The organism is Bradyrhizobium sp. Arg816, assembly GCF_029989365.1.
Classification (GTDB): domain Bacteria; phylum Pseudomonadota; class Alphaproteobacteria; order Rhizobiales; family Xanthobacteraceae; genus Bradyrhizobium.
In genome coordinates this window covers 130,716-154,076 of record NZ_JAPRAQ010000003.1, presented here as the reverse complement: position 1 = coordinate 154,076, position 23,361 = coordinate 130,716, and the positions used below count along the sequence as shown (strand labels likewise).

Genomic DNA, 23,361 nt, shown 5'->3' with positions numbered 1-23,361 from the left:
GATACCGCGCGGCGGCATCACGACGGGATAGACTTATCTCCGTGCCGCCCGCAGCAGTTCGTTCTGACGCCCGGGGGCTTCACGCACGCCGATAGGCGCGGAGTCAACGTGCGACGGCGATGTAACGCGCTTCTTCCGAAATTGATCGAGCGCCTACAGCAGCAGAACATGCATCTTGGTTCTCACTCGATGCGCGATATTCCGCAGCGCGTCGTCGCCGGCTCCAGATAGCGCGACATCTGGCGCGCTCGGTGCTTGAGCGTGTCGCGCAGAGATGACGCCGGCGCCGCGGCCTCCCCTGGATGGGTCGACAACAGCCGGAGCGATCGCCGTTCGACCTGATCGGCGGGCGCCGGCACCGCACCGTCGAAGCCGCCAGCTTCGGTCGCGAGACCGGGCGAATGCGCCGGGGCGTCCCCAAAGAGATCTCGGATAACATTCTTCCTCGTCGGCACCGGTCCGCTCCTCGTCCCTGGGGCCCTAGGCCCATCTTGTCTGTTCGAGACCTCTCCAACTGCTCCGAAATCGACCGAGATTGACGGCCGCATCGGCCGGCCAGGTGGTACACAGCGGTCACAACCGGCCCTTTTTGGGAATCCTTGTTTTCCGCGGTTTTCGCGCATCCGGTGCTTTGAGGAAGAGAGTCCCACTATCTCCGCCAGTGCGACCTTTGCCGGTACCGTAAGAACCAACAACTATCGAAGAGTTAGACCGGTCAGCTCCTGCAACTAACGGGATTTCCTCCGTGGTGACCTCGCGCCGAGTGTGGTAAACGTTGCTGCGCGGCGCCCCTCAAGGGTGCCACACAAAAAAAAACGCCGGACCGAAAAGTACAATAAAATCAAGCTCTGGTGGGATTGTTGTCACAGTTCAAGCCTGTCTGACAGCTGAACTATTGCCTGCGTCAGATATTGAACAATGACATCCACGAACGCGAGGAGCACGGCTGGACAAAGGACCGGCCGACCCGCACGCCCACGGGCGCGTAGTCCATCTCGCTCGTCAGTGGCATCTCGGCCGCCGAAGCGGTCGCGGAAGTATGCGATGTCTTGGGGTTCGATCGGCGATACCTGTCCGAGGGGCTTAATAGGCCACTGAAGCTGGGTTGGAACGATGTCGGCTTCCGCATGTTCATCTTGCGCCGCAACGTTTCGGGCGCCGTCCGGATTGCGGGCAAATCCGGAAAGTGCCGATGCATATCGTTCCAGCGGCCTCCGCGCGCCGAGCCCATTCGGCCGCAGCCGGCTCCCTGATAGCAGTCACGGTCCTTTCCTTGGCGGCCATCGCAGCGATCAACCTGTACTTGGCGAAGGCGGCTGAAGCCACAAATCCAGCCAAGGGCCGCTTCGTCGAAGTGAACGGCGTGCGTCTGCACTACCTTGAACGTGGCGAAGGCGAGCCGGTCGTGCTTTTGCATGGCAACGGCAGCATGGTGCAGGACTTCGAGTGCAGCGGACTCATCGACCTTGCGGCCGAGCAATATCGCGTCATCGCATTCGACCGCCCAGGGTTCGGGCACAGTGAGCGCCCGCGCGACATCGTGTGGACACCTGACGCTCAAGCGAAGCTGTTGAAGCTCGCACTGCAAAAGATCGGCGTCTCCAGTGCCATCGTCCTAGGTCATTCGTGGGGCGCATCAGTCGCCATCGCGATGGCCCTTCAAGATCCCTCCTTCGTCCGTGGACTGGTTCTCGCGTCTGGATACTACTACCCATCTGTCCGGTCCGATACTTTCACATCTCTTCCGGCCTCACTGCCCCTGCTGGGCGACATTCTCAGCCATACCTTTTCACCTCTGGTCGGGCGGCTCGCCTGGCCGAGGATGATGGCGAAGATGTTCGGCCCCCGGCGCGTGCCCGGAAAGTTCAGTGGCTTTCCGAAGGAAATGGCGCTCCGGCCGTCCCAACTGCGGGCTGCCGCGGCGGAAGCTACGCTGATGGTTCCGGACGCGCTGATGGAGCGCCGGCACTACGGCGATCTCAAAATGCCAGTGGTGATCATTGCGGGCGCGCAGGACAAAGTCGTCGATATCGAAGCCCAGTCGGCCAAGCTGCATTCCGCAATACCGCACAGCCGTTTTCACAGGCTGGCGGGAAACGGCCACATGATCCAGCAGACCGCGACGGAGGAAGTCATGTCGGCCCTGCGCGAAGTTACGACGACTGCCGCGGCGTAGCCGATCGGGCCGGACCGGCTGACTGGTTTCTGCTGCAGTGTGAGACTAGAATGAAGGGCCGCAAAATACAGCCTTTCTGAGTAAAGCGAGATTGGGGGCGTGACATGACCGGCAAAGAACACCAGCCCACTTCGCATCTGAGGCTTGCGGATTTCATCCGACAAAACCAGCCCGCCATCATAAAGGAATGGACCGAATTCGCCCGGACGAGGACGCCGGCGAGCGACGGAATGTCGAAGCTGGCGCTCCAGGATCATATCGTCGACATCCTCAAGTTCGTGGCCAACGACCTGGAGTCCGAGCAAACTCCATCCGAACAGATGGACAAATCGCGAGGTCTGGCCGACAGCGACGGGCCATTTCGCCAGAGCGCAGCCGAGATCCATGCGGCGCTTCGTCTTGCGGACGGATTCGACATCGACCAGATGGTCTCAGAATATCGAGCCCTGAGGGCCAGCGTCGTCAAGCAATGGGCAGCCCATCAACAGAAGCTCGCCGGCACGGACCTCGAGGATCTCACACGGTTCAACGAAGCGATCGACCAAGCCGTAGCGGAGTCCGTCGCCCACTACACCAAGACCATCAACAATTCCCGGAATCTGTTCTTGGGGATCTTAGGTCACGACCTGCGAAGTCCCATAGGGGCGGCGTCGATGGCGGCCCAGTGGATGAAACGCGCCGGACCCACAGATCCGAGACACCCAAAGATGGTGTCCGATCTCGTCAGCACGACGGACCGAGCCAGCCGAATCCTCGACGACCTGTTCGATCTCACCCGCGCGTCTTTCGGAACCGACATCCCCGTCAAGAAAGCCCGAACCGACATGCTCTCGCTGTGCCAGTCGATCGTCAACGAACTGCGGAGCATACACGAAAAGCAGACGATCGATGTCACGCACGAGGGGGATTCGACCGGGCTTTGGGACGCCGCAAGGATGGGGCAGGTTTTGTCCAATTTGATCGGGAACGCGATCCAATACAGCGATGCATCCGGTCCCGTCACCGTGTCGATATCGGGGACCGATCCTTCAACGCTGGCCGTGAGTGTTCACAATGACGGTCCACCCATTCCCCCGCGAGCCCAGAAGACTATTTTTCAATCGTGGATGCGTGGCCAAGTCCAGGATACGGGTGAGCACTCGCATCTCGGGCTAGGACTCTACATCGCAAAACTTATCGTCGAGGCCCACGGCGGGGAGATCAACGTTGCCTCTGATGAAGCGACGGGCACGACATTCACAATTCGGCTTCCCCGAGCATAGGTTGTCCCACTGCGGCCGTTCCTACGATCCTCTTAGGGCAACCTCCGATCTGCGAGCGGCGCCCTCGGCGATGGCTGATCACGCTGCGCGAAAGAGGTCGGTATCGCTTTCGGCGAGTCGTGCGTGGGCAAATCAGTTGAGAAGGCGTAGGCTGGACCCATGGCTGATCAACACAGGAACTGCAAATGCGGGGCGGTTTATCGCAGAACCGAGGCGATGGCCGCAACTCGGGAATTGAGCAGCTTCGAGTGTTCTGTGTGCGGCGACACTATCGAGACATGGAATTCGGCTTGGGTGCCGACCTATCACCTGATCGCGGGCCCTGTTCGGCAGCCTTCCGGCCGTTAGCCAGCCCGTTGCCTGGCACGGAAAAACAATTGGGTGAACGATAGGGCGCACTTGCGGCAGATCAGTAAAGGTAGCGTTTTGAGTAATAAGACTCGCCCGCGGCCCTGCGCACGATTTTCGCAACTAGCCGGAATCTGCGCTTAACGGGGGCGTAGCCGGCCCGGAGGTCGGGGAGGCTCAATATCCCGCCGTGCCGTAACTGGCGAGGAACAAATGACGCTCGCGGCGCTTGGGTCTCGGGGCACACCGGTTTCCGAGTGGTGCTAGGGCTTAATTTCCCGTCCGATCGGCGGCAGTCCGGGAATTTGCATGGATGTGATGGCGAGAAACAACGTCCACGTTAGTGGGCGGGGTGATCGGGCTATGGTGTTTGCTCATGGCTTCGGCTGCGACCAAAACATGTGGCGGTTCGTGGCCCCTGAGTTCGAGAGCGAATTCAAGGTCGTCCTTTTCGACCACGTCGGCGCGGGCGGGTCCGACCTGTCGGCCTACGACAAATCGAAGTATTCGACGCTCCACGGCTATGCCGACGACCTGGCGGAGATCGGCAGCGCGTTGGGGCTGACGGACGCCATATTCGTCGGCCATTCCGTCAGCGCCATGATCGGGGTGCTGGCTTCAATCAAGGCTCCGGAGTTGTTCGGCCGGATGGTGTTGGTCGGTCCTTCCGCCAGATACATCGACGACGGCGACTACGTCGGGGGCTTCACCGAAAAGCAGATCGCCGAACTTCTCGAATTCCTCGAAGACAACCATATGGGTTGGTCCGCCGCGATGGCACCTTCCATCATGGGCAACCCGGATCGGCCCGAACTCGCCGAGGAACTGACCAACAGCTTCTGTCGGACCGACCCCGAGATCGCGAAGGCCTTCGCTCGGGTGACTTTCACCTCCGACAACCGAAGCGATCTGCCTAAGGTCACCGTCCCCACCCTAATCCTTCAGTGTAGCGAGGACATCATCGCCTCCGAGGAGGTGGGAAAGTTCGTGCGAAGCCGCATTCCCGGCAGTGAGATCGTTTTTCTCAAGGCCACCGGTCATTGTCCGAATCTGAGTGCGCCGGCTGAGGTTGTGTCGGCGATCCGAGCTTATGTCTGAGCCCGGATCCGACGACTACCGGGACCTGTTCGAGAACGCCCCTTGCGGCTACCTCACGATCGGTCCCGACGGACGCATAACGAAAGTCAACGCTACCCTTGCGTCGTGGACAGGGTTTGCCCCCGATAGATTTGTCGGCCAACGCCTTCATCAGTTCTTGAACATGGCGGGCCGTATCTACTACGAAACCCACATCGCGCCCCTGCTGCGGATGCAAGGGTCCTTCAACGAGTTCGCACTGGATTTCGAGACTGCCGCCGGCGAGCGGCTACCGGTAATCGCGAACGCAGTCGAGCGTCGCGATGCCGACGGCGGAGTTCTGTTCACGGCCCTGGTCGTCATTAAGGCGACCGACCGACGCCGCTACGAACGGCAGTTGGTGGACTCGAGATCTGAACTGCAGAAAGGGCTCACGAGCGAGCGGGAGACGGCGGAATTGCGCGAGCAGTTCATAGCGGTCCTGGGTCATGATCTGCGGAATCCGTTGGCTGCCATCAGCGCCGGCGCGAGGATACTTCAACGTTCGGGCGCCCTCCAGAACCAGAAAGAACTCCGCGTCCTGGACATGATCAACTCGACCGTCACCAGAATGTCGGATCTGATCGACAACATCCTGGACTTCGCGCGCGGGCGGCTGGGAGGCGGCATTACTTTGCATCGAGCCATGCGGCCGCTGGAGCCGGTACTCGAGCAGGTCGTCGACGAATTGCGAACAGCCTCTCCACAGCGCGCCATCGACACCCGCTTCGAGATAGTCGAGCCGGTCAATTGCGATCACACGCGGATCGGACAACTTGCGTCCAATCTTATCGGCAATGCCCTCACCCACGGAGCGCGGGACATGCCCGTGCGCGTGGGTGCGAAAACGAATGGCGATGAATTCGAGTTCTGGGTCGCCAACGTAGGTGAACCCATTCCAGAGGCGGCCATGGAGAGGCTTTTCGAGCCGTTCTTTCGCGGCGACGTCCGCAACAGCCGACAGGGTCTCGGGCTGGGACTTCATATCGCTTCCCAGATCGCGCAAGCGCACGGGGGACGGATCGCGGTGACGTCCACGCCGGAGGAAACGAGGTTTGTATTCTCAATGCCACTCGCCACGACCGCGCCGAATTGAATGAGTGCGAATCCTTGGTCACAAATCCTTCGGAACAAATTCTGCTTAGGCCGCTTGAGCCGCAGAGGATCGCAATTAAATGTCGAGTTTGAAGCCTGTCATCCTAATCGTCGAAGACGAGTTTCTGTTGCGGATGGATTCCGTCGAGGTGATCGAAGAGGCCGGGTTTGAGGTCATCCCGGCGGGGAATGCCGACGAAGCCATCGCGATCCTGACCGCCCGCTCCGACATCCATTTGGTCTTTACCGATATCCAGATGCCGGGTTCGATGGACGGGCTGAAGCTCGCCAGGTTCGTCCGGGACCGTTGGCCGCCAATCAAGATCGTCGCGACGTCGGGCCATGTGCGGGCCGCGGACAAGGATCTGCCGGAAGGCAGCGTCTTCCTGCCGAAACCGTATCGTGAGGCCGAGCTCATCGCGACGCTGCGGAATTTGACCGGGATCGCCTGATCCCCTGACCCGATCGAATTTTTTTGTCTCCCCTCTTGAAACCAAAACCGGTTTTGCTAATTTTTTCGGCGTCACCTTCGCGTGGCGTCCGAGGTGCCCTCCGGGGCCTCGGATTTGAGACGGGCACCGGTCGTGTCCGGTGCCTCATACCCATCTTGCTCTTTGGAGAATTTGGCTATGCGCACTTATGACTTCTCGCCCCTGTTCCGGTCGACGATCGGCTTCGATCGTCTGTTCGACCTCGCCGAAACGGCTCAGCGGGCCGCCGAGGAAAGCTATCCCCCCTACAACATCGAACGACTTGCGGAAGACCGCTACCAGATCACGCTGGCGGTGGCGGGCTTCTCGCCTGATGAAGTTTCGATCACGGCCGAGCAGAACGTCGTCACGATCGAGGGCGGCAAGACCGAGAAGGCCGAGCGCGAGTTTCTCTACAGGGGAATCTCGACCCGTCATTTCAAGCGCCAGTTCAACCTGGCCGACTACGTCCAGGTCAAGGGCGCGGCGTTCGACAACGGTCTATTGAAGATCGAACTGGTCCGGGAAATCCCGGAGGCCATGAAGCCGCGGCGCATCGCCATTGCCGGCGCCACGTCTTCCAACAACGTCCATCAGATCGAGGCCAAGGCGGCCTGATTGATCCACCTGGAGAATGCCGCGCGTCGTGCGACGCGCGGCAACTGGCTTCGTCTAAAGAATGGAGGATACCATGCGGCCGACGACCGCTTCCGACGACAACGTCATCGACTTGAACGCGCTACTGCATCCCGGCACGGTGTTCGACCACCCGAGGGACGTGCTGGCGGATTCTTCGCTTTCAATCTCCGAGAAACGCGCCATTCTGGCCTCCTGGGCGTCCGACGCATCGGCCATAGCCTCCTGCCCCTCGTTGCGAGCGCCTATCGGACTTAAAGCGCCGGTCGCCATCGACGAGATACTCGAAGCATTGTGCGAACTTGACGGCGGCCCACGCAATCCACCCGGAGGCAAGCCCAACCGTCTCTGTTCGACATCAAGACTTCTCGCCGCTTGAGGAGGAGGTCGCGATGGATAGCATTGCCTTGCCCAGAGACGTATTGAACCGCATCGAGCGTCGGTGGATGGCCAAGTTCTCGCAGGTTCCTTCTCGTCAACCGTCCTCAATGCTTGGCGATGATCCACTCCGATCGCCGCGAGTCCGGCGACTGCTGGAGGGATCCTTGAAACCTCCGACGGCGATTAGAACCGTCCAACCAAACTGCGCCTGAATCTCCGGCGTTACAGATCGCACGATCGACCTCCGGGTACTCTGCGAGTCCCGGAGGTCGTTTCATTACGTGCGGGCCGGGTCTACCGCGCGAGCAGGGAGTCTTCAAATCCAGCGAAAAGCGATGCAGGTCCGGGATACACATCGATGCATCCAGCGTGCCGCAGCGAGCTTTCGGTGAACCCACCACAAAGCAGGCCGATGGTCGCAACCTTCGCCTTCCCCGCCGCGATGGCATCGTAAGGCGTGTCGCCGATCGCGACGGCGTCCGAACCTTCAAACCCGAGCTTTTTCAGCACGACCTCGAAGACGTCGGGCGACGGTTTTGATTCTTCCACATCGTCGGACGATGTCGCCACCTCGACCAGATCCGAGATGCGTGCGATGTCCAGGTACGTCTCGAGTTCATCCTTTTTTGCGGATGAAGCGACGGCAATCCGAAGTCCCGCATCGCGCACTCGCCGCAGCAGGTCCGGAACGGCCGAAAACGGTCGCACAAGCGGCAGATACTCCGTCTTGAAACGATTGGCGCGCCATTCCTCCAGATCCTTGCCGTGCTCACGTTGTTCGTCCGAGGACAGGAACACGGGAACGAGCTTGTCTCCTCCCTTGCCGATCTGGCTGCGAGCCTGCTCGAAGCTCACATGGTGGCCGAACTTGACCATCGCTTCGTGCCAGGCGAGTGCGTGAAGGTCCACCGAGTCGAGAAGCGTTCCGTCCAGATCGAAAATTGCGGCCTTTGGCAACTCAAGTCCTCCTCGATAGGCGCGAGCAAGCGCAAGCAGATTTCATTCCCCGAACCGCACCCGCCCATACAGGATTAACGTGGCGGAAGCCGCTCAATCGCTTTTTCAAGGTCGGCCAGATCGAACGGCTTCTGAAGGACGATGCCTTGATGACGATACTTCGGATCGACTCCTGCGGCGCCGTATCCCGTGACGAACACAAAAGGCACGCCGCGCTCGATAAGGGCGTCGGCCACCGCAAACGACATATGGCCATCCAGATTCACATCAAGGACTACGAAATCGATTTCCGAAGTCTTAGCCAACTCCAGCGCCTGGGGCAGCCGCATCGCCATCGCGACGACCTGATGTCCGAGGTCGGTCAGCATGTCCTCGATCATGAGCGCGATGGTCATCTCGTCTTCGACGACAAGCGCCTGGAGTCGTCGCCCGCTCATCGATCCTCACCCGCGTAGGGATCCAAGGGAGCGTCGATTCGGAAGACGACGCCTTCCGGCCTGAACTCAAGACGAGTGTCGCCGCTCAATTCGGCAGCCAGGCCGCGCTCCAGCAGACGGGATCCGAAGCCTTTTCGCACAGGCTGAACGACAGGCGGACCGCCTTCTTCCCTCCACTCGAACGCAAGTCTTTCTCCCTTGCCGGTCCGCACGACATTCCATTCGATGGTCACGGTCCCGTCCGCTCCGGACCAGGCTCCGTACTTGGTCGCATTCGTCGCCAATTCGTGCAGCGCCATCGAAAGCGAAATGGCCGATTTTGCTGTCAGTCGGACCTCCGGTCCTCGAACAATCCGCCGCTTCGGGGCGTCGGTATGATGCGGCTGCAGCACCTTTTCCGTGGCGTCCCGCAGGGACGCACCTACCCATCTCTCCCCTGTGAGCAGATCGCTTGCAGTGGCCAGGGCCTTTATGCGCGCGCTGAAATTCGCGTGGGCCCCGGCCAGATGCTCGGACCTCGGGAACGTCTGGGCCGCAATCGCCTGCATCATCGCAAGCGTATTCTTGACGCGATGGTTCAGTTCGTTGATCACCAGACGAAGGTGTTCTTCGGCCTTGTTACGTGCCGTCACGTCACTTGCCGCGCCGAACCACTCGACGATTTCGCCCGTGCCGTTCAACAGCGGCACGGCCCGCGAAAAGGTCCAGCCCTGCGAGCCGTCCTGGCGCCGGATGCGATGCTCCAGTTGAAAAGGCTTTTTATCCCGGACGGCCTCCGCTATGGCGGCCTGGACCAGAGGCTCGTCTTCAGCAAACAAATACTCTTCCATCCACGCGATCGATGGCCCGTCGGCGTCGGCCAGAAATCCGCGTCCGTCGAGTTGACGCATTTCGCGCCAATCCGGTGACATCCGGTAGACTGCGTCCGATGTCGCATTGATGAGCGCGCGAAGACGCTCCTCGCTGGCCTTGACTTGCGCCTCGGCAGTCGCGCGCTCCGTGACGTCATGGCCTTCCGCGAAGATGCCGGCGATCTCGCCGGACGACGAACGGACAGGCTGGTAGATGAGATCGAGGATGCGGGTTTCCATCTCAGCGCCGCGCTGACGCTGGAGATGCGCGGTAATGCCTCGTCCGACGAAGGGCTGGCCGCTTCGATAGACGCTGTCCAACAAACCAAGGAAGCCCTGAGAATCGGTCTCGGGAATCGCTTCACGGACGGATTTCCCCACCAATTCGCCGCGGTCCCCGACGAGACCTCGATAGGCCGCGTTGGCCAGCGTAAAGACATGGTCAGGCCCGCTCATCATTGCCATGAAGCTCGGCGCTTGTTCAAACAGGTCTCGGAGAAAGCTCGACTCGGCGGACAGCCGCTTGTTGGCCTCCTCAATCACGGCCTGTTGTTCTGCCAAAGCCCTTTCGGCCTTCACCCTCGCCGTCGTCTCCACCACGATGGCGAGCACGCCTTCGGGTTTGTTGTCTTCCCCAAGCACCGGCCCGTAGTTGAGGTCCATCCAGACCTGTTCGGCGACGTTGTTTCGGTACAGCGTCAATTCCTGATCCTTGAACGATAGCGTGCCGCCGGCGAGCCCCACTTCGAGCACCTTCGCATTGAAATCCGCGACCTCAGCCCAGCCCTCCAAGACCTTGGAGCCCAGGAGCTGCGGATGTCTCTGACCGGCAAATTCCGAATACGCATCGTTGTAGATCATGATGCCGCTCGGTCCCCACAGCATCACCAGCGCCAGGGGCGACTGCAGCACGATATTGGTGGAGGTCCGGAGCGCGGGCCCCCAGCCTTCGATCGGCCCCAGTTCAGTGCGAGACCAATCGAAGGCGCGGATGAGCTTGCCCATTTCACCGCCGCCGATCGGGAAATCGCCCTGAAATCTCGCGTTCATGCTGACCTGTTCGAATGCCGTCCGGCCCGAGCCGAGGGGCGGGCGGGATTGAGGAACCCAAAAAAGAAGAGGCACGGGGGCGGGGTTTTGTTCCCTATAGGCCACTAGCCGCGTCAGTGCGAGAATCCGCGTTAACGAAATGAAAGGCTGAGAGTGTCCACAGGGAATCCGAAGAGGCTGCGGCAAGCGCTTCCGCTGCGAGGCTATCAACACCTGTTTAGGGTCGCGCTTTTGTCTGCAGCGCATTTTCGAGGCTGCGGTGCAGAGTTTCCGGCGCATAGGGCTTCACGACGAGCACGGCGTCCAAGAACTCAGCTTCGGATTTGATCCCGCCGTCACCTGTCGCCACAACAATGCACAAGTCAGGTCGCAGCGCGCGCGCGTCCTTCGCGAGTTGCAGGCCAGACACTCCGGGAAGGCCAACATCGGTCACGAGGATATCCACGGCAGCCTCATCCAGGGCCTTCAAACCCTCTTCGGCCGAGCTGGCCTCCATCACCTTGCAGCCCAAATCGTTCAACATCTCCGTCGCAGTCAGGCGGATCAGTTCGTCGTCTTCGACGAGCAACACGGTCGCACCCTTGACGGCGTCTTTCCGTGTGGGCTGACGCGATTCCGTAGCCGCGAGACGCCGTTGAGCATGGTTGGCAAGCACATGCCTGGTCTTCCGCGCAAGCGCTTCCCGTGTATAGGGCTTGGCTAGAAGCTCCACTCCCGGGTCGAGCCGTCCCCCGTGCACGATGGCGTTCTGCGTGTAGCCTGATGTGAAAAGGACTGCGACGTTGGGCAACCGCTCCCGGGCTTTTCGCGCCAACTCCGGGCTGCGCAGAGTGCCCGGCATCATCACGTCGGTGAAGATCAGGTCGATTGGTATGCCGCTGTCGACGATGGCCAGCGCGGCCACCGCATCTCTCGCCTTCACCACGCGGTAGCCAAGATCGGAGAGCATCGAGACAGCGACCTCTCGCACTTCATCGTCATCCTCAACCACCAGTACGGTTTCCTCGCCGCCGTTGATGTCACCGGAGGTGGCACTGACTAGCGTATCCTCGACCGCCATTTCTCGCGGGAAGTATAGCTTCACCGTCGTTCCGGCGCCGATTTCGCTGTAGATTTTGACGTGTCCGCCGGATTGCTTGAGGAAACCGTAGACCATGGCTAGGCCGAGGCCAGTGCCCTTGCCTTCCGCCTTGGTCGTGAAGAAGGGCTCATAGACCCGCTCCAGGATATCTGACGGAATGCCGCTGCCCGTGTCGGTTACCGCGATCATCACATATTGCCCCGCAATCAGATCATCGTACTGGCGGACATACTCGTCGTCCAAGAAGGCGTTGCTGGCCTCGATGGTCAGCCGACCTTGGCCGTTCATCGCGTCGCGGGCGTTGATCGCGAGGTTGAGAATGGCATTCTCGAGTTGATCGGGGTCGATGAGGCTGTTCCACAGCCCTCCGCCGACGACCGTCTCGACCTCGATTTCCCCGCCGATGGCGCGACGCAGCAGGTCATCCATGCCTTTGATCAGGCGACCGACATTCACGACCCTCGGCTCCAGCGGCTGGCGCCTCGCGAAGGCGAGCAACTGGGTAGCAAGTTTCGATCCCCGCGCGACGCCGGCCAGAGCGCTCTGGACTCTCGTCTCCGCTCGGGCATTACCCGCGATGTCCTTGCTGAGCAGTTGCAGGTTTCCGCTGATCACTTGCAAGAGATTATTGAAGTCGTGCGCTACGCCGCCGGTAAGTTGGCCGATCGCTTCCAGCTTCTGGGATCGGATCATCGTTGCTTGCGCGGCCTGGAGCGCGGCTTCCGCCTGACGCCGTTCTGTAATGTCACGGGTCACTTTGGCGAATCCTACGAGCTTCCCGTCGTCGTCTCGAATCGCGTCGATCACCACATGCGCCCAAAAGCGAGTGCCGTCCTTTCGGACCCTTTGACCTTCGTGCTCCCAGCGTCCTTCGCGGGCTGCGGTCTGCAGGCCTGTTCGCGGGAGGCCCGCGGCGCGATCCTCTTCGGTGTAGAAATTGGAGAAGTGGCTACCGATGATCTCTTCGGGAGCGTACCCTTTGATGCGCTGAGCACCAGCGTTCCAAGTCGCCACGTTGCCTTCCACATCTAGCATGTAGATGGCGTAGTCCGTCACACTTTGGACCATTAACCGGAACTGCTGCTCGCTTTCGCGTAATTTAGCCTCGGCCGCCCTTCGCTCGGTCAGATCCCGGGTGATTTTGGCGAAACCTACAAGCTCGCCCTTAGGCGAACGGATCGCGTCAATGATCACATGGGCCCAGAACTGCGTGCCGTCCTTGCGCACACGCCAACCCTCGCGCTCGAAGCGTCCTGTTCGCTCCGCCTCCTCTAGTGCCAAGGCGGGCACCTTTTGCTCCCGCTCGGTCTCCGTGTAGAATTTCGAGAAGTGGTGCCCTATGATCTCCTCAGCCTCGTAGCCCTTAAAGCGCTTCGCCCCTGGGTTCCAGCTGGTGACACGCCCGTCGCGGTCCAGCATATAGATCGCGTAGTCGGTGATCGCCTCAACAAGAAGCCGATAACGCTCCTCGCTGGACTGTGCAGCTTCGAAGCCGTCTGAGTTTTCCATTCGGGTCCTATCCAGCCCGCCGATAGCTGGAGTGTTGGGGTAAAACAATACTAGGTGGCTTGAGTTCCATCGTTACGGCTACGGAGCTCACCTGTGGTATTTGTTCACGCTGTGCTTAGGGCGCGGCCTTCCAGCTTGCCACCAAACACGGACATGCGAGTTTGGCGAACGTCGAATAGCTGCTTGAAAGTTTGTCATTCATATCGGGGCACGACGTTGGCGCGGCTCAGCCATCACTTTCTCGGCCCGCGACGACAGCGACGCAAACACCGCCGGCGAAACTATTCAGAGATAGTGATGAAAGAGGCCAGCGGGCGGCCTTACTCTCGATCCTCGGTCCAAGTGCGCTCGCCGCACTGGCATTCGAACACGCGAACCGTGATCCCACGCAAGGAGTCCATCATGTTATGGACGAGCTTGGGTTGAGCACCGCACTTGCACCGCCGGTCCTCTTGCGTTTTGAACCCTGAAAATTTGTCGCTGCTGAAGTAGTTCATGCTTCACCCCTGCCAGAGGTGAATCACTAAGTCCCAAAGTGGACATTTGTTCCCATGATCTATTTCGGCGCTTGCAATCCCGGCGATGTCAGCCATTCGCTCATATGCGAGCCGGTCTCGGCCTGTCTGGCTTTGCGGAGGAGGATTTCGCGCTCACGGCCCTGAGGGAGGCTCTTAGCTTGCTCTCTCAATCGTTCGGCTTCTAGGGCGAGGCGTTCTTCGAGGGAGGTGGTTTGTTTAAGCCGGCGGCGATGCATCATGACTGGCGTCCTGCGTACGGTCCTAACCGTTGGTTTTGCAGTCAGAAATTTAGCCAACCTCGCAGGCCAGTGCCATTAACAAATGTTGGAAAACTCCAAACAGGCCAGCGCAATTCTCAAACTAAACCACTTTGCATGAAAACCGGCCAACTCCCTTGGTGTATGAGAAAATTCCGGCGACCGGGCGAAATGGTCTGGGCAGCCGGCACGACGACGGCGCAGTTCGAGCGGTTGCGAGCCGTGGTGGCGACCGGGATACAGGAACGGCGCCTCAACCAAATGGTTGATTTCACCGCCTCTGGTGCCGATTCTCGCAATGCAAAACAGAATTTCGGTGTTGATTTTACTGGCAGCTTACTGCTGGCCCTCCGAGGCGCGTTGCTGCTTTGGGGCCCGCTGAGTGTTCGTCCTGATCGGGCTGCCCTCTTCACACTTGGCTCGGTGTCGATCGATTGAGCGCGGCTATCCCACGTCGAGTTGGGTGAGTTTTTGCGTCACGGAAGTGGGCCCGAACAGCAAGCATTTGCGATTGATCGGAACGCTGGTGGAGGTACCGCCTTTTGCGTGACAGGCCTCAGCAGTTCGCAGATCATGCGCTGGCCGACGCAAACGCCCTGGGTGCGGCACGCGCGCATCTTGTGGCTGCGAACGCTCGAACTTACGAGTCTGAGCGTCATATCGACATTCGCGCGCCTTTGTCACACCTGGTCCCCTTGAGGCGGCTTTTCGCGCCGCGCGCTCAGGACATTTTCCCGATCGATCAACCGCTGAAGGTTACTGAACGTACGAAAGCTGATCTTCCGTAACGACACGCTCGATCTTCTCGGACTTGCACTTGATGCGGTACCTAACTCGCCCATCGGATTCGATGGGCATATGCTGTACAACGGTGTAAATCACCGGCCGTTCAGTTCCGGCCCGTCCTTGTGGACCTTGGGGTTGGTGACGAACGTCTTCATTGAGCTTATACGCATAGGACACGTGTTTACCTTTCGGTTGCTGCTGCTCTAGCGGGGCTGGAATGCATCCTGTTGCTTCCGGATCCTAGTCGCGCTTACGGGCGGACCATTTTTGCCTTGGCCGGTTCGCTAATCCTCGAGTATGGATTTTGTAGCGTCGAATATCTGTTCCGCTGTGCCCTTGATGGTGCCCTTCGCCCACGCTTGAAATACGGCCACGTAGGCGTTCCTGTAAGCCTCTTCATCTGCAGAAAAGTAGACTTCGTCGGTGGCAGTATCCAGGACGAGCGCTCCTTTATCGATACAGATTTCCTCGACTAAGACCAGGCGCTCTTCGTGCTCGGCTAGATGCCGCTTTACAATGCTCATTTGATCTCCTGCTTTGCGGCTAACCCTACCACATTTGTCGAATTGCACGCCGCCCAAGGCACACACGAATGTTTCTTGAAGAGGTTGAATAGGCCAACCAAGCCGAGGGAGCGAGCTTGACAACCGAAAAATAATCCCCGCCAGCGGGTACTCCTGCAGAACATCGCCCGCAGTTGAGTCTCAACAGCCTTTGCTGCTCTTTCTCCAGGGATCGAACTACGAGTCAGCCATCCAGCGATCCGGGGTCTTCTCGAACTCATCCAAACTGCTTTGTCAGCTCTTCTTCCGGCCACCGCGATGATTGCGAAGCGAAGCCACTGACGAGCTTGCTTAAGCAAGCATCGCTTTGATGGGTTCAATTAAAAACCCCGTTCCCAATGATTTGGAAACGGGGCATGACCACAAGCTCTGCCAGTACATCCGCGGCGAGAGCGACAGGTCTGTCGTGCTCTTACTTAAGCGGCAGCACGAAGATTTTCGGCGGCGGACTTGCCCGTGCGACGGTCTGCGACGACGTCATAAGACACCGTCTGACCTTCGCTGAGAGTGCCCATGCCGGCGCGTTCGACTGCGCTGATATGAACAAAGACGTCGTTGCTGCCGTTTGTCGGCTGGATAAAGCCGAAGCCCTTTTGGGTGTTAAACCACTTCACTGTACCTGTGTTCATCAAGTCGTCCTTTCGTATACGCGCAGGATCTGGCGCGCGTAGTTGCGGCCAGTGTTCCGGTCAGTCGATGTTGGAGAATGTCTGAAACGTGCGCGCCGTCAGGAGCTGAGGCGAAAGCGGAACAGTTGTTCGGCCAGTATCGATGTTTGAAACAATACACCAGCAGTTGAGAAACTTCAACAAGAAAGCCAACGGTGCTCTTCATCACGCTTAGTTGGATTTGTTCCGAACCTGGTGACTGATTGCGGGAACGCCCTCTGGGTGCTGGGAAATATAGCGGCTCCTCGCCTACACAAAAAATGACAAGGTCGGCCGAGGCTGGCGACTTGAAATGCTTCCGCGAGCTTCACTTTTTGCGCACTTTCCTGCATAGTTCGGCATGGCAAAAGTCAAAGTGAGTTTCAAACCCGTCCGTAACTCTGAAGGCGACTGGGCTATCGTCGCGGAGTACCCAGGCGCAGAACCCCGAGAAATTGCGGGTTTCACAAGCAAGACGGAAATTGACGATTGGATGAATGGAGAGCGTCGGATCGCGTGGCTCCGATCCCAGGGTTACGCGAAGTGACTTGATGCCTCCTTCCTCCAACTATCTTTGCAGGGCGATATGGCCCTGATCAATGAGGCAAGGATCTGGTAATGACCGAACGGAAACGCTCCGCCCAGCAGCAGGTAGCCGATGAGGCGGACCGCAAGGCGCAGAACCCAAACGGAGCGCGGCAAACGATTGCGGACAGTCAGGCCGATCCAGAGTTCCAAGAAAACCACAAGCGTCTCAGAGCGGAGCGGTTAGCGCGAGAGGTCGAGGGTAAGAGTGGCAAATGAAGCATCTTGAAGTTCATTTGAGGGATGTTCTTCCCCTTGGTGCTCGATCAGCGCTTATCTGCCGTTTGTCTGTCGGCTTTCTTCTCGAGCTCATCGATTCTGTCGAGTGCGCTGCTCAAGAGCTCGCCCAACACCAGCAGGGTTGAGTAGAGCTGCTGCGACATACCGGGTGTTGCAGCATGTATCACTCGCTTTATTTCTTCTCGCATTGCCATGGTTGTTCTCGCAGTGCCTTCGTGATCGGGGCTAAGGCAGACGCGACTTCGCGGCCCTGGAACTCAGGTGCAAGTCGATGTTATTTGCGGCGATCCTGCTCAATCCGGTTGGCAGCCGCGAGCTTTCCCTCGATGTACGGCTTTAGATCACCAACCTCTTTCTCGATGGCCTCTCGCGTGATGTTTTGATTCTTGGCCCCGTCAACGAGGCGCCCAACCAATACGTCCACGCTTTGTGAAGCGCCCGGTGCCCCGTATTGCTCCGCAGCGTGAACGCTATTCTCGATCCAAAAATCAATGTACTCGCGTGTCGCCGTTGGCATGTGAGGTCCTGCCAGGATCGAGTCGACGTTTGCTGGAGCGTAACCACCTGCAGAGCATGGAGCAAGGCGGCATCCCGAATAGCAATTCTAAGCTTAGGTTCCGGTTGCGGGCTTTATCTTCAACCTCACCGGCACTAGCCTATTTCCGGCCTCAGCGGCGTTTTCGCAGTGGTCTGTTTCGCGTTCGGACGAATGAACGGATATGACCGATTATCGTTACCGATCTGTCGGCGTGGCGCGGTCCGAGGCGACGGCCCGGAGTCGGTAGGTCGCCACCTTCGAGTGCTCGGTTTGCAGCGCGACCATGGAATGTTGGAAGACCGCTGGGTGCCCACCTATAGGTTGACTGCCGGCCCTGCCCGACTTCCTCGACTCGTTAGTTATTGCAACTCTCAGCATGTCCCCGGATTGACCATCAATGGCAGAGTCGTTCGGCAATTCGTTCACTATCGTCGAGGTGACATCGGACGACACGCTCCGGCCCACGAAGCAGATGTGGCTGGCCTTAGCCAAGCCCAAGCAAGCGTTGACGTTGGTTCTCGCTGCCGTTCCGGAAGGCTGGACAGCGGAAGTTGTGCCAGCGGTTCTCACTGAAAAGCAGCAAAGGATGTTCGAGGAACTGAACCTCGAGCCCGGCGACGTTTACAGGATCGCTCCAGAGTAAGGCAGCTTCAGTGGGCGGCGCCTTTCGGGCGGCGTCTGCATTTGGGCCCTTTGCTGTCCTTAGAGAGTGGCGGCTCGAGGAACGCTGTTGAGCAAGAGCCGGAAGTATTCAAGACTCCGGAATCGCCACGTCGGTCATGTCGCCAAGCTTGTCAATGAGTTTGTCCTGAAAACCGGGATCCGCTGCTTCGCCGGCCGGCTCGTGATGCCAGTAGCGCCCGCTGACCTGCGCGGCAGGATAGTCGCTCCCCGCCAGCCAGGTCTGGGTCTTCTGACCAGTCTCAACATCGACCGGGGCGCCCGCGCCGCCCATGCTGGTGCGCGCCCAGCCGGGATCGATGGCGTTGCTCAGCAGCCTCGGCCAGCGTCGCGCCAGGGCGTACGCCAGCGCGACGACGTGCGGCTTGCTTTCGGCGCAGGCCTTTCCCGAATCCCCAGGCCTTTTCGCTCAGTCGAGGTCATCTAGCGAGCCCTCTCCTCCGCGGTGCAGTCCGCTGCTGAGATACACCAACCGGTCGGCGCGCTTGATCAATGCAGTCAGCATGTACGGCGCAAGGGTGTTGATTGCCAGCGTGACGGCATGACCTTCCGGCGTTGAACTGCGGCTCCGCTGTGCATAGACGCCGGCATAGTGGATGACAGTCTCCATGCGCCCGATCGCGTTGACCTGGGTCCGCGATGCACCTCGTTTCGGCGCCGCTCTGCAGGTCCCCAACGACAACTCCCTCGGCGCGCGACGCGAGTACTTCGAGCGCTGCGATGCGATTGGGCGAACGCGCGTGCAACACCATTCGATGTCCCTGATGGAGGAGGGGATGTGCCGCGGCCCGGCCAAGACCGTCCGTGCTTCCTGCGATGAATGCGATCGCCATGCGGTGCTGCTCCGGATGCCTAGGATGCACTCCACGAAGCCCGAGCACTAGGCCGAGTACCCATAAACCCGGCGGCGTGATGCGACTAAAGCAATGTCTGCTTTGCCCCTATAGCGACCGACTTCGTGTGGCAGCGCAATATGTCGCGATGGGCCAGAACCGAACATCGGACAGCAGAAGAGAGAGTTGATGGAGAGCAACTGTTAGGAGCTGTTCGACCAGGCGTTCCAAATCATGGTAGATTTGCACGCTCCTTAAGTCCCTCCTTCCCGTATTGCAGCACCTGTACCTTCTCCAAGGTGATGAGCCCGCTGGCCATCATTGCGTCGAGCGCCGGCAAGAACTCGTTGATCTTCGCCTCGGTGTCCGCAATCTCCACGACCACCGGGAGGTCGTAGGAGAGCCGAAGCACTTTAGCCGTATGCATTCGGCTGGAGTGCCCGAAGCCCATCGGCCCTCGGAGCACCGTTGCCCCTGCCAAGTGCATCTCTCGTGCCCTCAGCACAATGGCCTCGTAGAGCGGCTTCTGTTCAAATCGATCATCCTCGCCAAAGAAGATGCGCAGGAGCATTGCGTCCTTCGGAACGTCCATAACAGCCTCCTACACGTTACGCGGTTCTGGAACGATTGGCCTTTCGCGCTCCTCAGGTTCGACATCTGGCAAAAGGTGACGCGGAAGGAAAAATGCATTGGCAATCAAGGTCGGCACTACGGCACTTCCAATGACGGCCGCCACGAGTGCGGAGTATTGCGCCTGAGTGATGATCCCGTGCGATAAGCCGAACAAGGACGAGATGGTGCCGAATGTCAGCCCGGTGGACATCATCAACGTCGTGTACATCCCCTCCCGGGGCGGCGAACCGAAGCTACGGGTGACGGGATAGACCCCTGAAATCTTTGTGACAAGCTTCACCGTGAGCATAAGCAGGAAGGCGCCCGGTGCAGCTATCAGAGCAGGCACCGAGACGAACGATCCCGCTCGGATGAAGTAGAAGGGCGTGAGAAAGCCGAAGCACAAGGTCCGCAGCCTTCGGATCAGTATGTGATCTTTTCCGACGCTGCCCGCAAGGATCATGCCGATCAGATAGGCTGGGAGCACGGCTTCACTATCCGCCCAAGCAGCAAGGCCACCGAGAGCAAACAGGAGCAGCAATAGGTACTTGGTTTCGAGTTCGGAAGGGCGACCACCGTACAGGCGGAAAAACTGCGTCGTGATCCACGGCAAGAAGATCAGCACAGCTCCGCACACGCCCACAAAGATCAACGTTTTGATAGTGAATGGTGCGAAGATGAGGCCCAAGGTCAACACCGTGCCCAAATCTGTGACGAAGCACGCCGCGAGCACGACCTTTCCGTACTCGGTCGCGTTGAAGCCGAACTCAAGCATGACCGCGTATACGACGGCTACGGATGTGGTGGACATGGCGACGCCAGCGAGCCAACTCGCCATGGTGTCCCACCCGAGGAGATACCGAGCTGCCATTGCACAGAGGAGGAATGGGACAAGGAAGCTGATAAGCCCGATTGCACCTGCCTCCTTCCAGCGTTCGCGGAAGACAACCGGATCAAGCTCGGCGCCGGCCAGGAACGTGAGCAGGATTGCGCCGGTCCCAGACAAGAACTTCACCCAGGTCTGGTCGGTACCCAGCATGGCCGAACCTATCGTCGCACCGATTGCGAGTTGGGCGATTGTGCCGACGACGATTTCGGACAACGCAGTAGCTATACGGAGCCAAATGGAAACCAAGGTGGCCACAAGCGCGAGGCCGAGCCACAGCGCAGCCAAGGTCCAGATTTCAGTCATGGTTCTCTCCCGGCCGTGAGGTTGACCGAGCGCTGTCGCGCTTCTTGGTCGCGCGCCACTCAGTCCCGGCGAATGCGGAGCCAATAGCTGCGGTCACCCAGATGAGTTCGCCGTCATACTCAAGCCAGTAGGCTAGCGCGCCAACTACCCACAGCGCACCCACGAGCCACATTGCGATAGACAAGGAAGTTGGAAACCCAGCCATTGTTCGCCCTCTCTCGGGCGCTGCTGGGAGCGAAATGATCCCTACCGACGCCCTGCGTCTGGTAGGAGCCATCAGCCTCGCGGCGGTTGTCGGGGGACCCCATCCCCATCAAACATTTAGCCCGATATTAGGTTGGATGGACGAGGCGTCAAGTGCTTTGCGTGAGATGACCGTTGTGGGTCAAGGGGCGCCGTTTCGACCAATCCGGGGCGCTTCCGGTTTGCGCCTGGCTCCGGACATCCCGCTGCGACGCGCTAACGGAAGCGATGGGCCATAAGGCGACATCCCCCAGCATCGCAACAAGGGAGCCACAAGATCCATTCTCAACCGAAAATGAAATAGAGAAAGTAGAGCGAGTAGCCGATCACAAGGACGCCCACTAATACTGAAAGCCAGAATAGAAGTTTATCATCTTTCATTGACGATCTACCGGCGGATCAAACCTTTGGCGAGATAGCGAAGTCCAATAGAGCCGATTCCTGACGAACAACGGGATAGCAGACAGTCAGATCTCCCCGCTTTGGGTTGAAACAAGCCGAATAGCGGCAGGACCTTCTATGTTGGCGCTAACATAGTTTTGCGCGGCCAAGATGAGAGCTTCTACGGCGGATCGATTGTACGAGGGATGCTTCGGATTCAGGTGCAAGCCAGTTTCGACGATCATCACCTGGGTAATCCCGGAGGGTAGAACTTCAATGGCGAATGATACGAAAGATGTGTGCGGCGCTTTGAAGGACATTAGAGTCCCCTTCCCTGACGTCGAACGTAGATGACGCCCCAGCCAAGGCCTAGTATGGCGGCGACAAGCGAGCCGAGGAGCACCCCCAGTTTCGCCGCCCTCAACAATCCCTCATCGGAGAAGGCGAGCATCGAGATAAAGATCGACATGGTAAAGCCGATCCCAGCCAGCAGGCCGACCAGACAGACGCCACCCCACGAAACGCCCGGAGCAAGGCGACACCAGCCGAATCGTACCGCGGCCCAAGTCGTGCCGACGACGCCAAGCGGTTTCCCAGCGATCAAGGCAAGCGCAGTGCCCATCATCACCAGATGGCTCCCAGCGGAGAGATCAGCGCCTGCTAGGCTGACGCCGGCATTCGCCAGCGCGAAGATCGGCATGACGCCGTAAGCCACCCACGGATGCATTGCCATCTGCACCCGCGACACCGGCGGCAATATCTCGCGGTGAGCTACGCGAAGGTCTCGCAGCGGTTGCTCTAACAGGTGCGGATCCCCTGCCTTCACCGCATCGCTGCTTCGCAACTGCTTGAGCGCTCGCGACACTACTTCCAGCGGCGGCTCTCGCATCGGTATAGCGCGTACCGGAGTTATCAGCCCGAGCACAACACCTGCCAGGGTTGGATGGATGCCGGCTACCATGAACCCAATCCAAACCAAAGAACCCGGCAGTACGTAAAAGGGCGCAGAACCGATCCCAATCCGCTGACATCCCAAAACCGCGAGAACACCAATCGACGCAATGATGAAACCGCCCAGCTGAAAGCTGGCGGTGTAGAAGATGGCAATGATCAATACCGCAATGATGTCGTCGATGATCGCCAGCGCAAGCAGGAAGACCCGGACGTTGACCGGGATCGTTCGTCCAAGCAGCGCGAGCACCCCAACGGCAAAGGCGATGTCTGTCGCGGTTGGCACGGCCCAGCCCTGCCCTCTAGCCGGATCGCTGTTGAGGGTCAGATAGATGAGCGCCGGGACGATGACGCCACCAGTCGCCGCGACCAGCGGCAGAATGGCTTGGTCGAGTCTGCTCAGTGCGCCTTCATGAACCTCGCGCCGAATCTCCATGCCCACGACGAGGAAGAAAACTGTCATCAGCGCGTCGTTGACCCAGAAGTGCAGCGATTGGGAAAAAACGTATCCTCCGACACCGATTGTGAGCGGGAGGCTCCAGAAGGCGTGATAGCTATGATCGAACGGAGAGTTGGCCCAAATCAGTGCAGCGGCAGCGGCCGCGAGGAGCACGGCACCGCTGACAGCCTCAACATGCAGGAACCTGTGAAGGGTGCTGAGGGCTTGTTCCGCCAGCCGCTGGGCTCTCGGCAGATCGTCGAATGAACAGCTATCGTTCATGGGCACGCGCTTTCCGCGTGGCGGCCCGACCATCGCTCAGCCTGTCGCTGCTCTATGCCAGCGAGCACCCGAACGCCGTTATACATGGCGATGGCGACAATTCAACCTCGGAGGAGTGATCGGTCACCAATGTCTGTTCTGGTCATTTTCGACGCATTTGGCAGAGATTGAGGGCTGGTTCCGCTCCTGTCCGTAAGCGCCGTACCAAGAGCGGGCCAGGAGCGTCGCGTTTGGCCGGACTGCC

At 59.4% G+C, this 23,361-nt stretch carries 23 protein-coding genes, 1 pseudogene and 1 riboswitch; of the genes and pseudogenes, 10 read left to right on the top strand and 14 right to left on the bottom strand.

Features of this window, described 5'->3' with window-relative positions; genetic code table 11:
- Positions 1-182: 182 nt before the first annotated feature.
- Positions 183-455 (bottom strand): hypothetical protein, encoded by a 273-nt coding sequence (locus OWC48_RS09395; RefSeq protein WP_282519734.1) that lies wholly within the window; start codon positions 453-455, stop codon positions 183-185.
- Positions 456-1,192: 737 nt separating this feature from the next.
- Between OWC48_RS09395 and OWC48_RS09390 the strand changes: the two genes are divergently transcribed.
- The 7 genes from OWC48_RS09390 (at position 1,193) to OWC48_RS09360 (ending at position 7,482) form a co-directional block, all read left to right on the top strand.
- The gene (locus tag OWC48_RS09390; protein ID WP_282519733.1) at positions 1,193-2,176 is read left to right on the top strand and encodes an alpha/beta fold hydrolase; all 984 of its coding nucleotides are present in this window, start codon (positions 1,193-1,195) and stop codon (positions 2,174-2,176) included.
- 104 nt (positions 2,177-2,280) lie between these two features.
- On the top strand, positions 2,281-3,438 hold the full coding sequence (locus OWC48_RS09385; protein ID WP_282519732.1) for a sensor histidine kinase: 1,158 nt from the start codon (positions 2,281-2,283) through the stop codon (positions 3,436-3,438).
- 657 nt (positions 3,439-4,095) lie between these two features.
- Positions 4,096-4,884 (top strand): alpha/beta fold hydrolase, encoded by a 789-nt coding sequence (locus OWC48_RS09380; RefSeq protein ID WP_282519731.1) that lies wholly within the window; start codon positions 4,096-4,098, stop codon positions 4,882-4,884.
- A complete protein-coding gene (locus OWC48_RS09375; RefSeq protein WP_282519730.1) occupies positions 4,877-5,998 on the top strand; it encodes a PAS domain-containing sensor histidine kinase in 1,122 nt (373 codons plus the stop codon). The genes OWC48_RS09380 and OWC48_RS09375 overlap by 8 nt, the downstream gene beginning before the upstream one ends.
- 79 nt (positions 5,999-6,077) lie before the next feature.
- Positions 6,078-6,449: a response regulator gene (locus tag OWC48_RS09370; protein WP_282519729.1), complete on the top strand. Its 372-nt coding sequence runs from the start codon at positions 6,078-6,080 to the stop codon at positions 6,447-6,449.
- A gap of 177 nt (positions 6,450-6,626) precedes the next feature.
- A complete protein-coding gene (gene hspD, locus OWC48_RS09365) occupies positions 6,627-7,085 on the top strand; it encodes a small heat shock protein HspD (protein WP_282519728.1) in 459 nt (152 codons plus the stop codon).
- A gap of 73 nt (positions 7,086-7,158) precedes the next feature.
- A complete protein-coding gene (locus OWC48_RS09360) occupies positions 7,159-7,482 on the top strand; it encodes a hypothetical protein (RefSeq protein WP_282519727.1) in 324 nt (107 codons plus the stop codon).
- 296 nt (positions 7,483-7,778) lie between these two features.
- Here OWC48_RS09360 and OWC48_RS09355 read toward each other — a convergent pair whose 3' ends face one another.
- The 5 genes from OWC48_RS09355 to OWC48_RS09335 form a co-directional block, all read right to left on the bottom strand.
- A complete protein-coding gene (locus tag OWC48_RS09355; RefSeq protein ID WP_282519726.1) occupies positions 7,779-8,441 on the bottom strand; it encodes an HAD family hydrolase in 663 nt (220 codons plus the stop codon).
- A 74-nt stretch (positions 8,442-8,515) separates the two neighbouring features.
- A complete protein-coding gene (locus OWC48_RS09350; protein ID WP_282519725.1) occupies positions 8,516-8,878 on the bottom strand; it encodes a response regulator in 363 nt (120 codons plus the stop codon).
- A complete protein-coding gene (locus tag OWC48_RS09345) occupies positions 8,875-10,779 on the bottom strand; it encodes a PAS domain-containing protein (RefSeq protein WP_282519724.1) in 1,905 nt (634 codons plus the stop codon). The genes OWC48_RS09350 and OWC48_RS09345 overlap by 4 nt, the downstream gene beginning before the upstream one ends.
- 217 nt (positions 10,780-10,996) lie before the next feature.
- Positions 10,997-13,369, bottom strand: coding sequence for a PAS domain S-box protein (locus OWC48_RS09340; protein WP_282519723.1), 2,373 nt, complete (start codon positions 13,367-13,369; stop codon positions 10,997-10,999).
- A 556-nt stretch (positions 13,370-13,925) separates the two neighbouring features.
- Positions 13,926-14,126 (bottom strand): hypothetical protein, encoded by a 201-nt coding sequence (locus OWC48_RS09335; RefSeq protein ID WP_282519722.1) that lies wholly within the window; start codon positions 14,124-14,126, stop codon positions 13,926-13,928.
- 189 nt (positions 14,127-14,315) lie between these two features.
- Between OWC48_RS09335 and OWC48_RS09330 the strand changes: the two genes are divergently transcribed.
- Positions 14,316-14,582 carry a hypothetical protein gene (locus OWC48_RS09330; RefSeq protein ID WP_282519721.1) on the top strand — a complete coding sequence of 89 codons (267 nt, stop codon included), beginning with the start codon at positions 14,316-14,318 and terminating at the stop codon, positions 14,580-14,582.
- 632 nt (positions 14,583-15,214) lie between these two features.
- On the opposite strand, the gene OWC48_RS09325 is transcribed toward OWC48_RS09330, so the two are convergent.
- Complete coding sequence (locus OWC48_RS09325) at positions 15,215-15,454, bottom strand: hypothetical protein (protein WP_282519720.1); 240 nt, start codon at positions 15,452-15,454, stop codon at positions 15,215-15,217.
- A gap of 455 nt (positions 15,455-15,909) precedes the next feature.
- A complete protein-coding gene (locus OWC48_RS09320) occupies positions 15,910-16,122 on the bottom strand; it encodes a cold-shock protein (protein ID WP_234685336.1) in 213 nt (70 codons plus the stop codon).
- Positions 16,123-16,758: 636 nt separating this feature from the next.
- Between OWC48_RS09320 and OWC48_RS09315 the strand changes: the two genes are divergently transcribed.
- Positions 16,759-16,944: a hypothetical protein gene (locus tag OWC48_RS09315; RefSeq protein ID WP_282519719.1), complete on the top strand. Its 186-nt coding sequence runs from the start codon at positions 16,759-16,761 to the stop codon at positions 16,942-16,944.
- 47 nt (positions 16,945-16,991) lie between these two features.
- Here OWC48_RS09315 and OWC48_RS09310 read toward each other — a convergent pair whose 3' ends face one another.
- Together OWC48_RS09310 and OWC48_RS09305 are read right to left on the bottom strand one after the other, a co-directional pair.
- Positions 16,992-17,159 carry a hypothetical protein gene (locus OWC48_RS09310; protein ID WP_254137897.1) on the bottom strand — a complete coding sequence of 56 codons (168 nt, stop codon included), beginning with the start codon at positions 17,157-17,159 and terminating at the stop codon, positions 16,992-16,994.
- Positions 17,160-17,239: 80 nt separating this feature from the next.
- Positions 17,240-17,482 (bottom strand): hypothetical protein, encoded by a 243-nt coding sequence (locus tag OWC48_RS09305; RefSeq protein ID WP_282519718.1) that lies wholly within the window; start codon positions 17,480-17,482, stop codon positions 17,240-17,242.
- 418 nt (positions 17,483-17,900) lie between these two features.
- Here OWC48_RS09305 and OWC48_RS09300 point away from each other — a divergent pair, with 418 nt between their 5' ends.
- Positions 17,901-18,146, top strand: a complete 246-nt coding sequence (locus OWC48_RS09300) for a hypothetical protein (protein WP_282519717.1) — start codon at positions 17,901-17,903, stop codon at positions 18,144-18,146.
- Between the two features lie 108 nt (positions 18,147-18,254).
- Here OWC48_RS09300 and OWC48_RS09295 read toward each other — a convergent pair.
- The 4 genes and pseudogenes from OWC48_RS09295 to nhaA all read right to left on the bottom strand — a co-directional run bounded on the left by OWC48_RS09295 (position 18,255) and on the right by nhaA (position 23,117).
- A pseudogene (locus OWC48_RS09295) lies at positions 18,255-19,017 on the bottom strand (SDR family oxidoreductase).
- 232 nt (positions 19,018-19,249) lie between these two features.
- Positions 19,250-19,609: a DUF190 domain-containing protein gene (locus tag OWC48_RS09290; RefSeq protein WP_282519716.1), complete on the bottom strand. Its 360-nt coding sequence runs from the start codon at positions 19,607-19,609 to the stop codon at positions 19,250-19,252.
- Positions 19,610-19,618: 9 nt separating this feature from the next.
- Positions 19,619-20,821 carry a cation:proton antiporter gene (locus tag OWC48_RS09285; RefSeq protein WP_282519715.1) on the bottom strand — a complete coding sequence of 401 codons (1,203 nt, stop codon included), beginning with the start codon at positions 20,819-20,821 and terminating at the stop codon, positions 19,619-19,621.
- A 260-nt stretch (positions 20,822-21,081) separates the two neighbouring features.
- Positions 21,082-21,142, bottom strand: a riboswitch (Fluoride riboswitch).
- A gap of 622 nt (positions 21,143-21,764) precedes the next feature.
- On the bottom strand, positions 21,765-23,117 hold the full coding sequence (gene nhaA, locus OWC48_RS09280; RefSeq protein ID WP_282520075.1) for a Na+/H+ antiporter NhaA: 1,353 nt from the start codon (positions 23,115-23,117) through the stop codon (positions 21,765-21,767).
- Between the last annotated feature and the right edge of the window lie 244 nt (positions 23,118-23,361).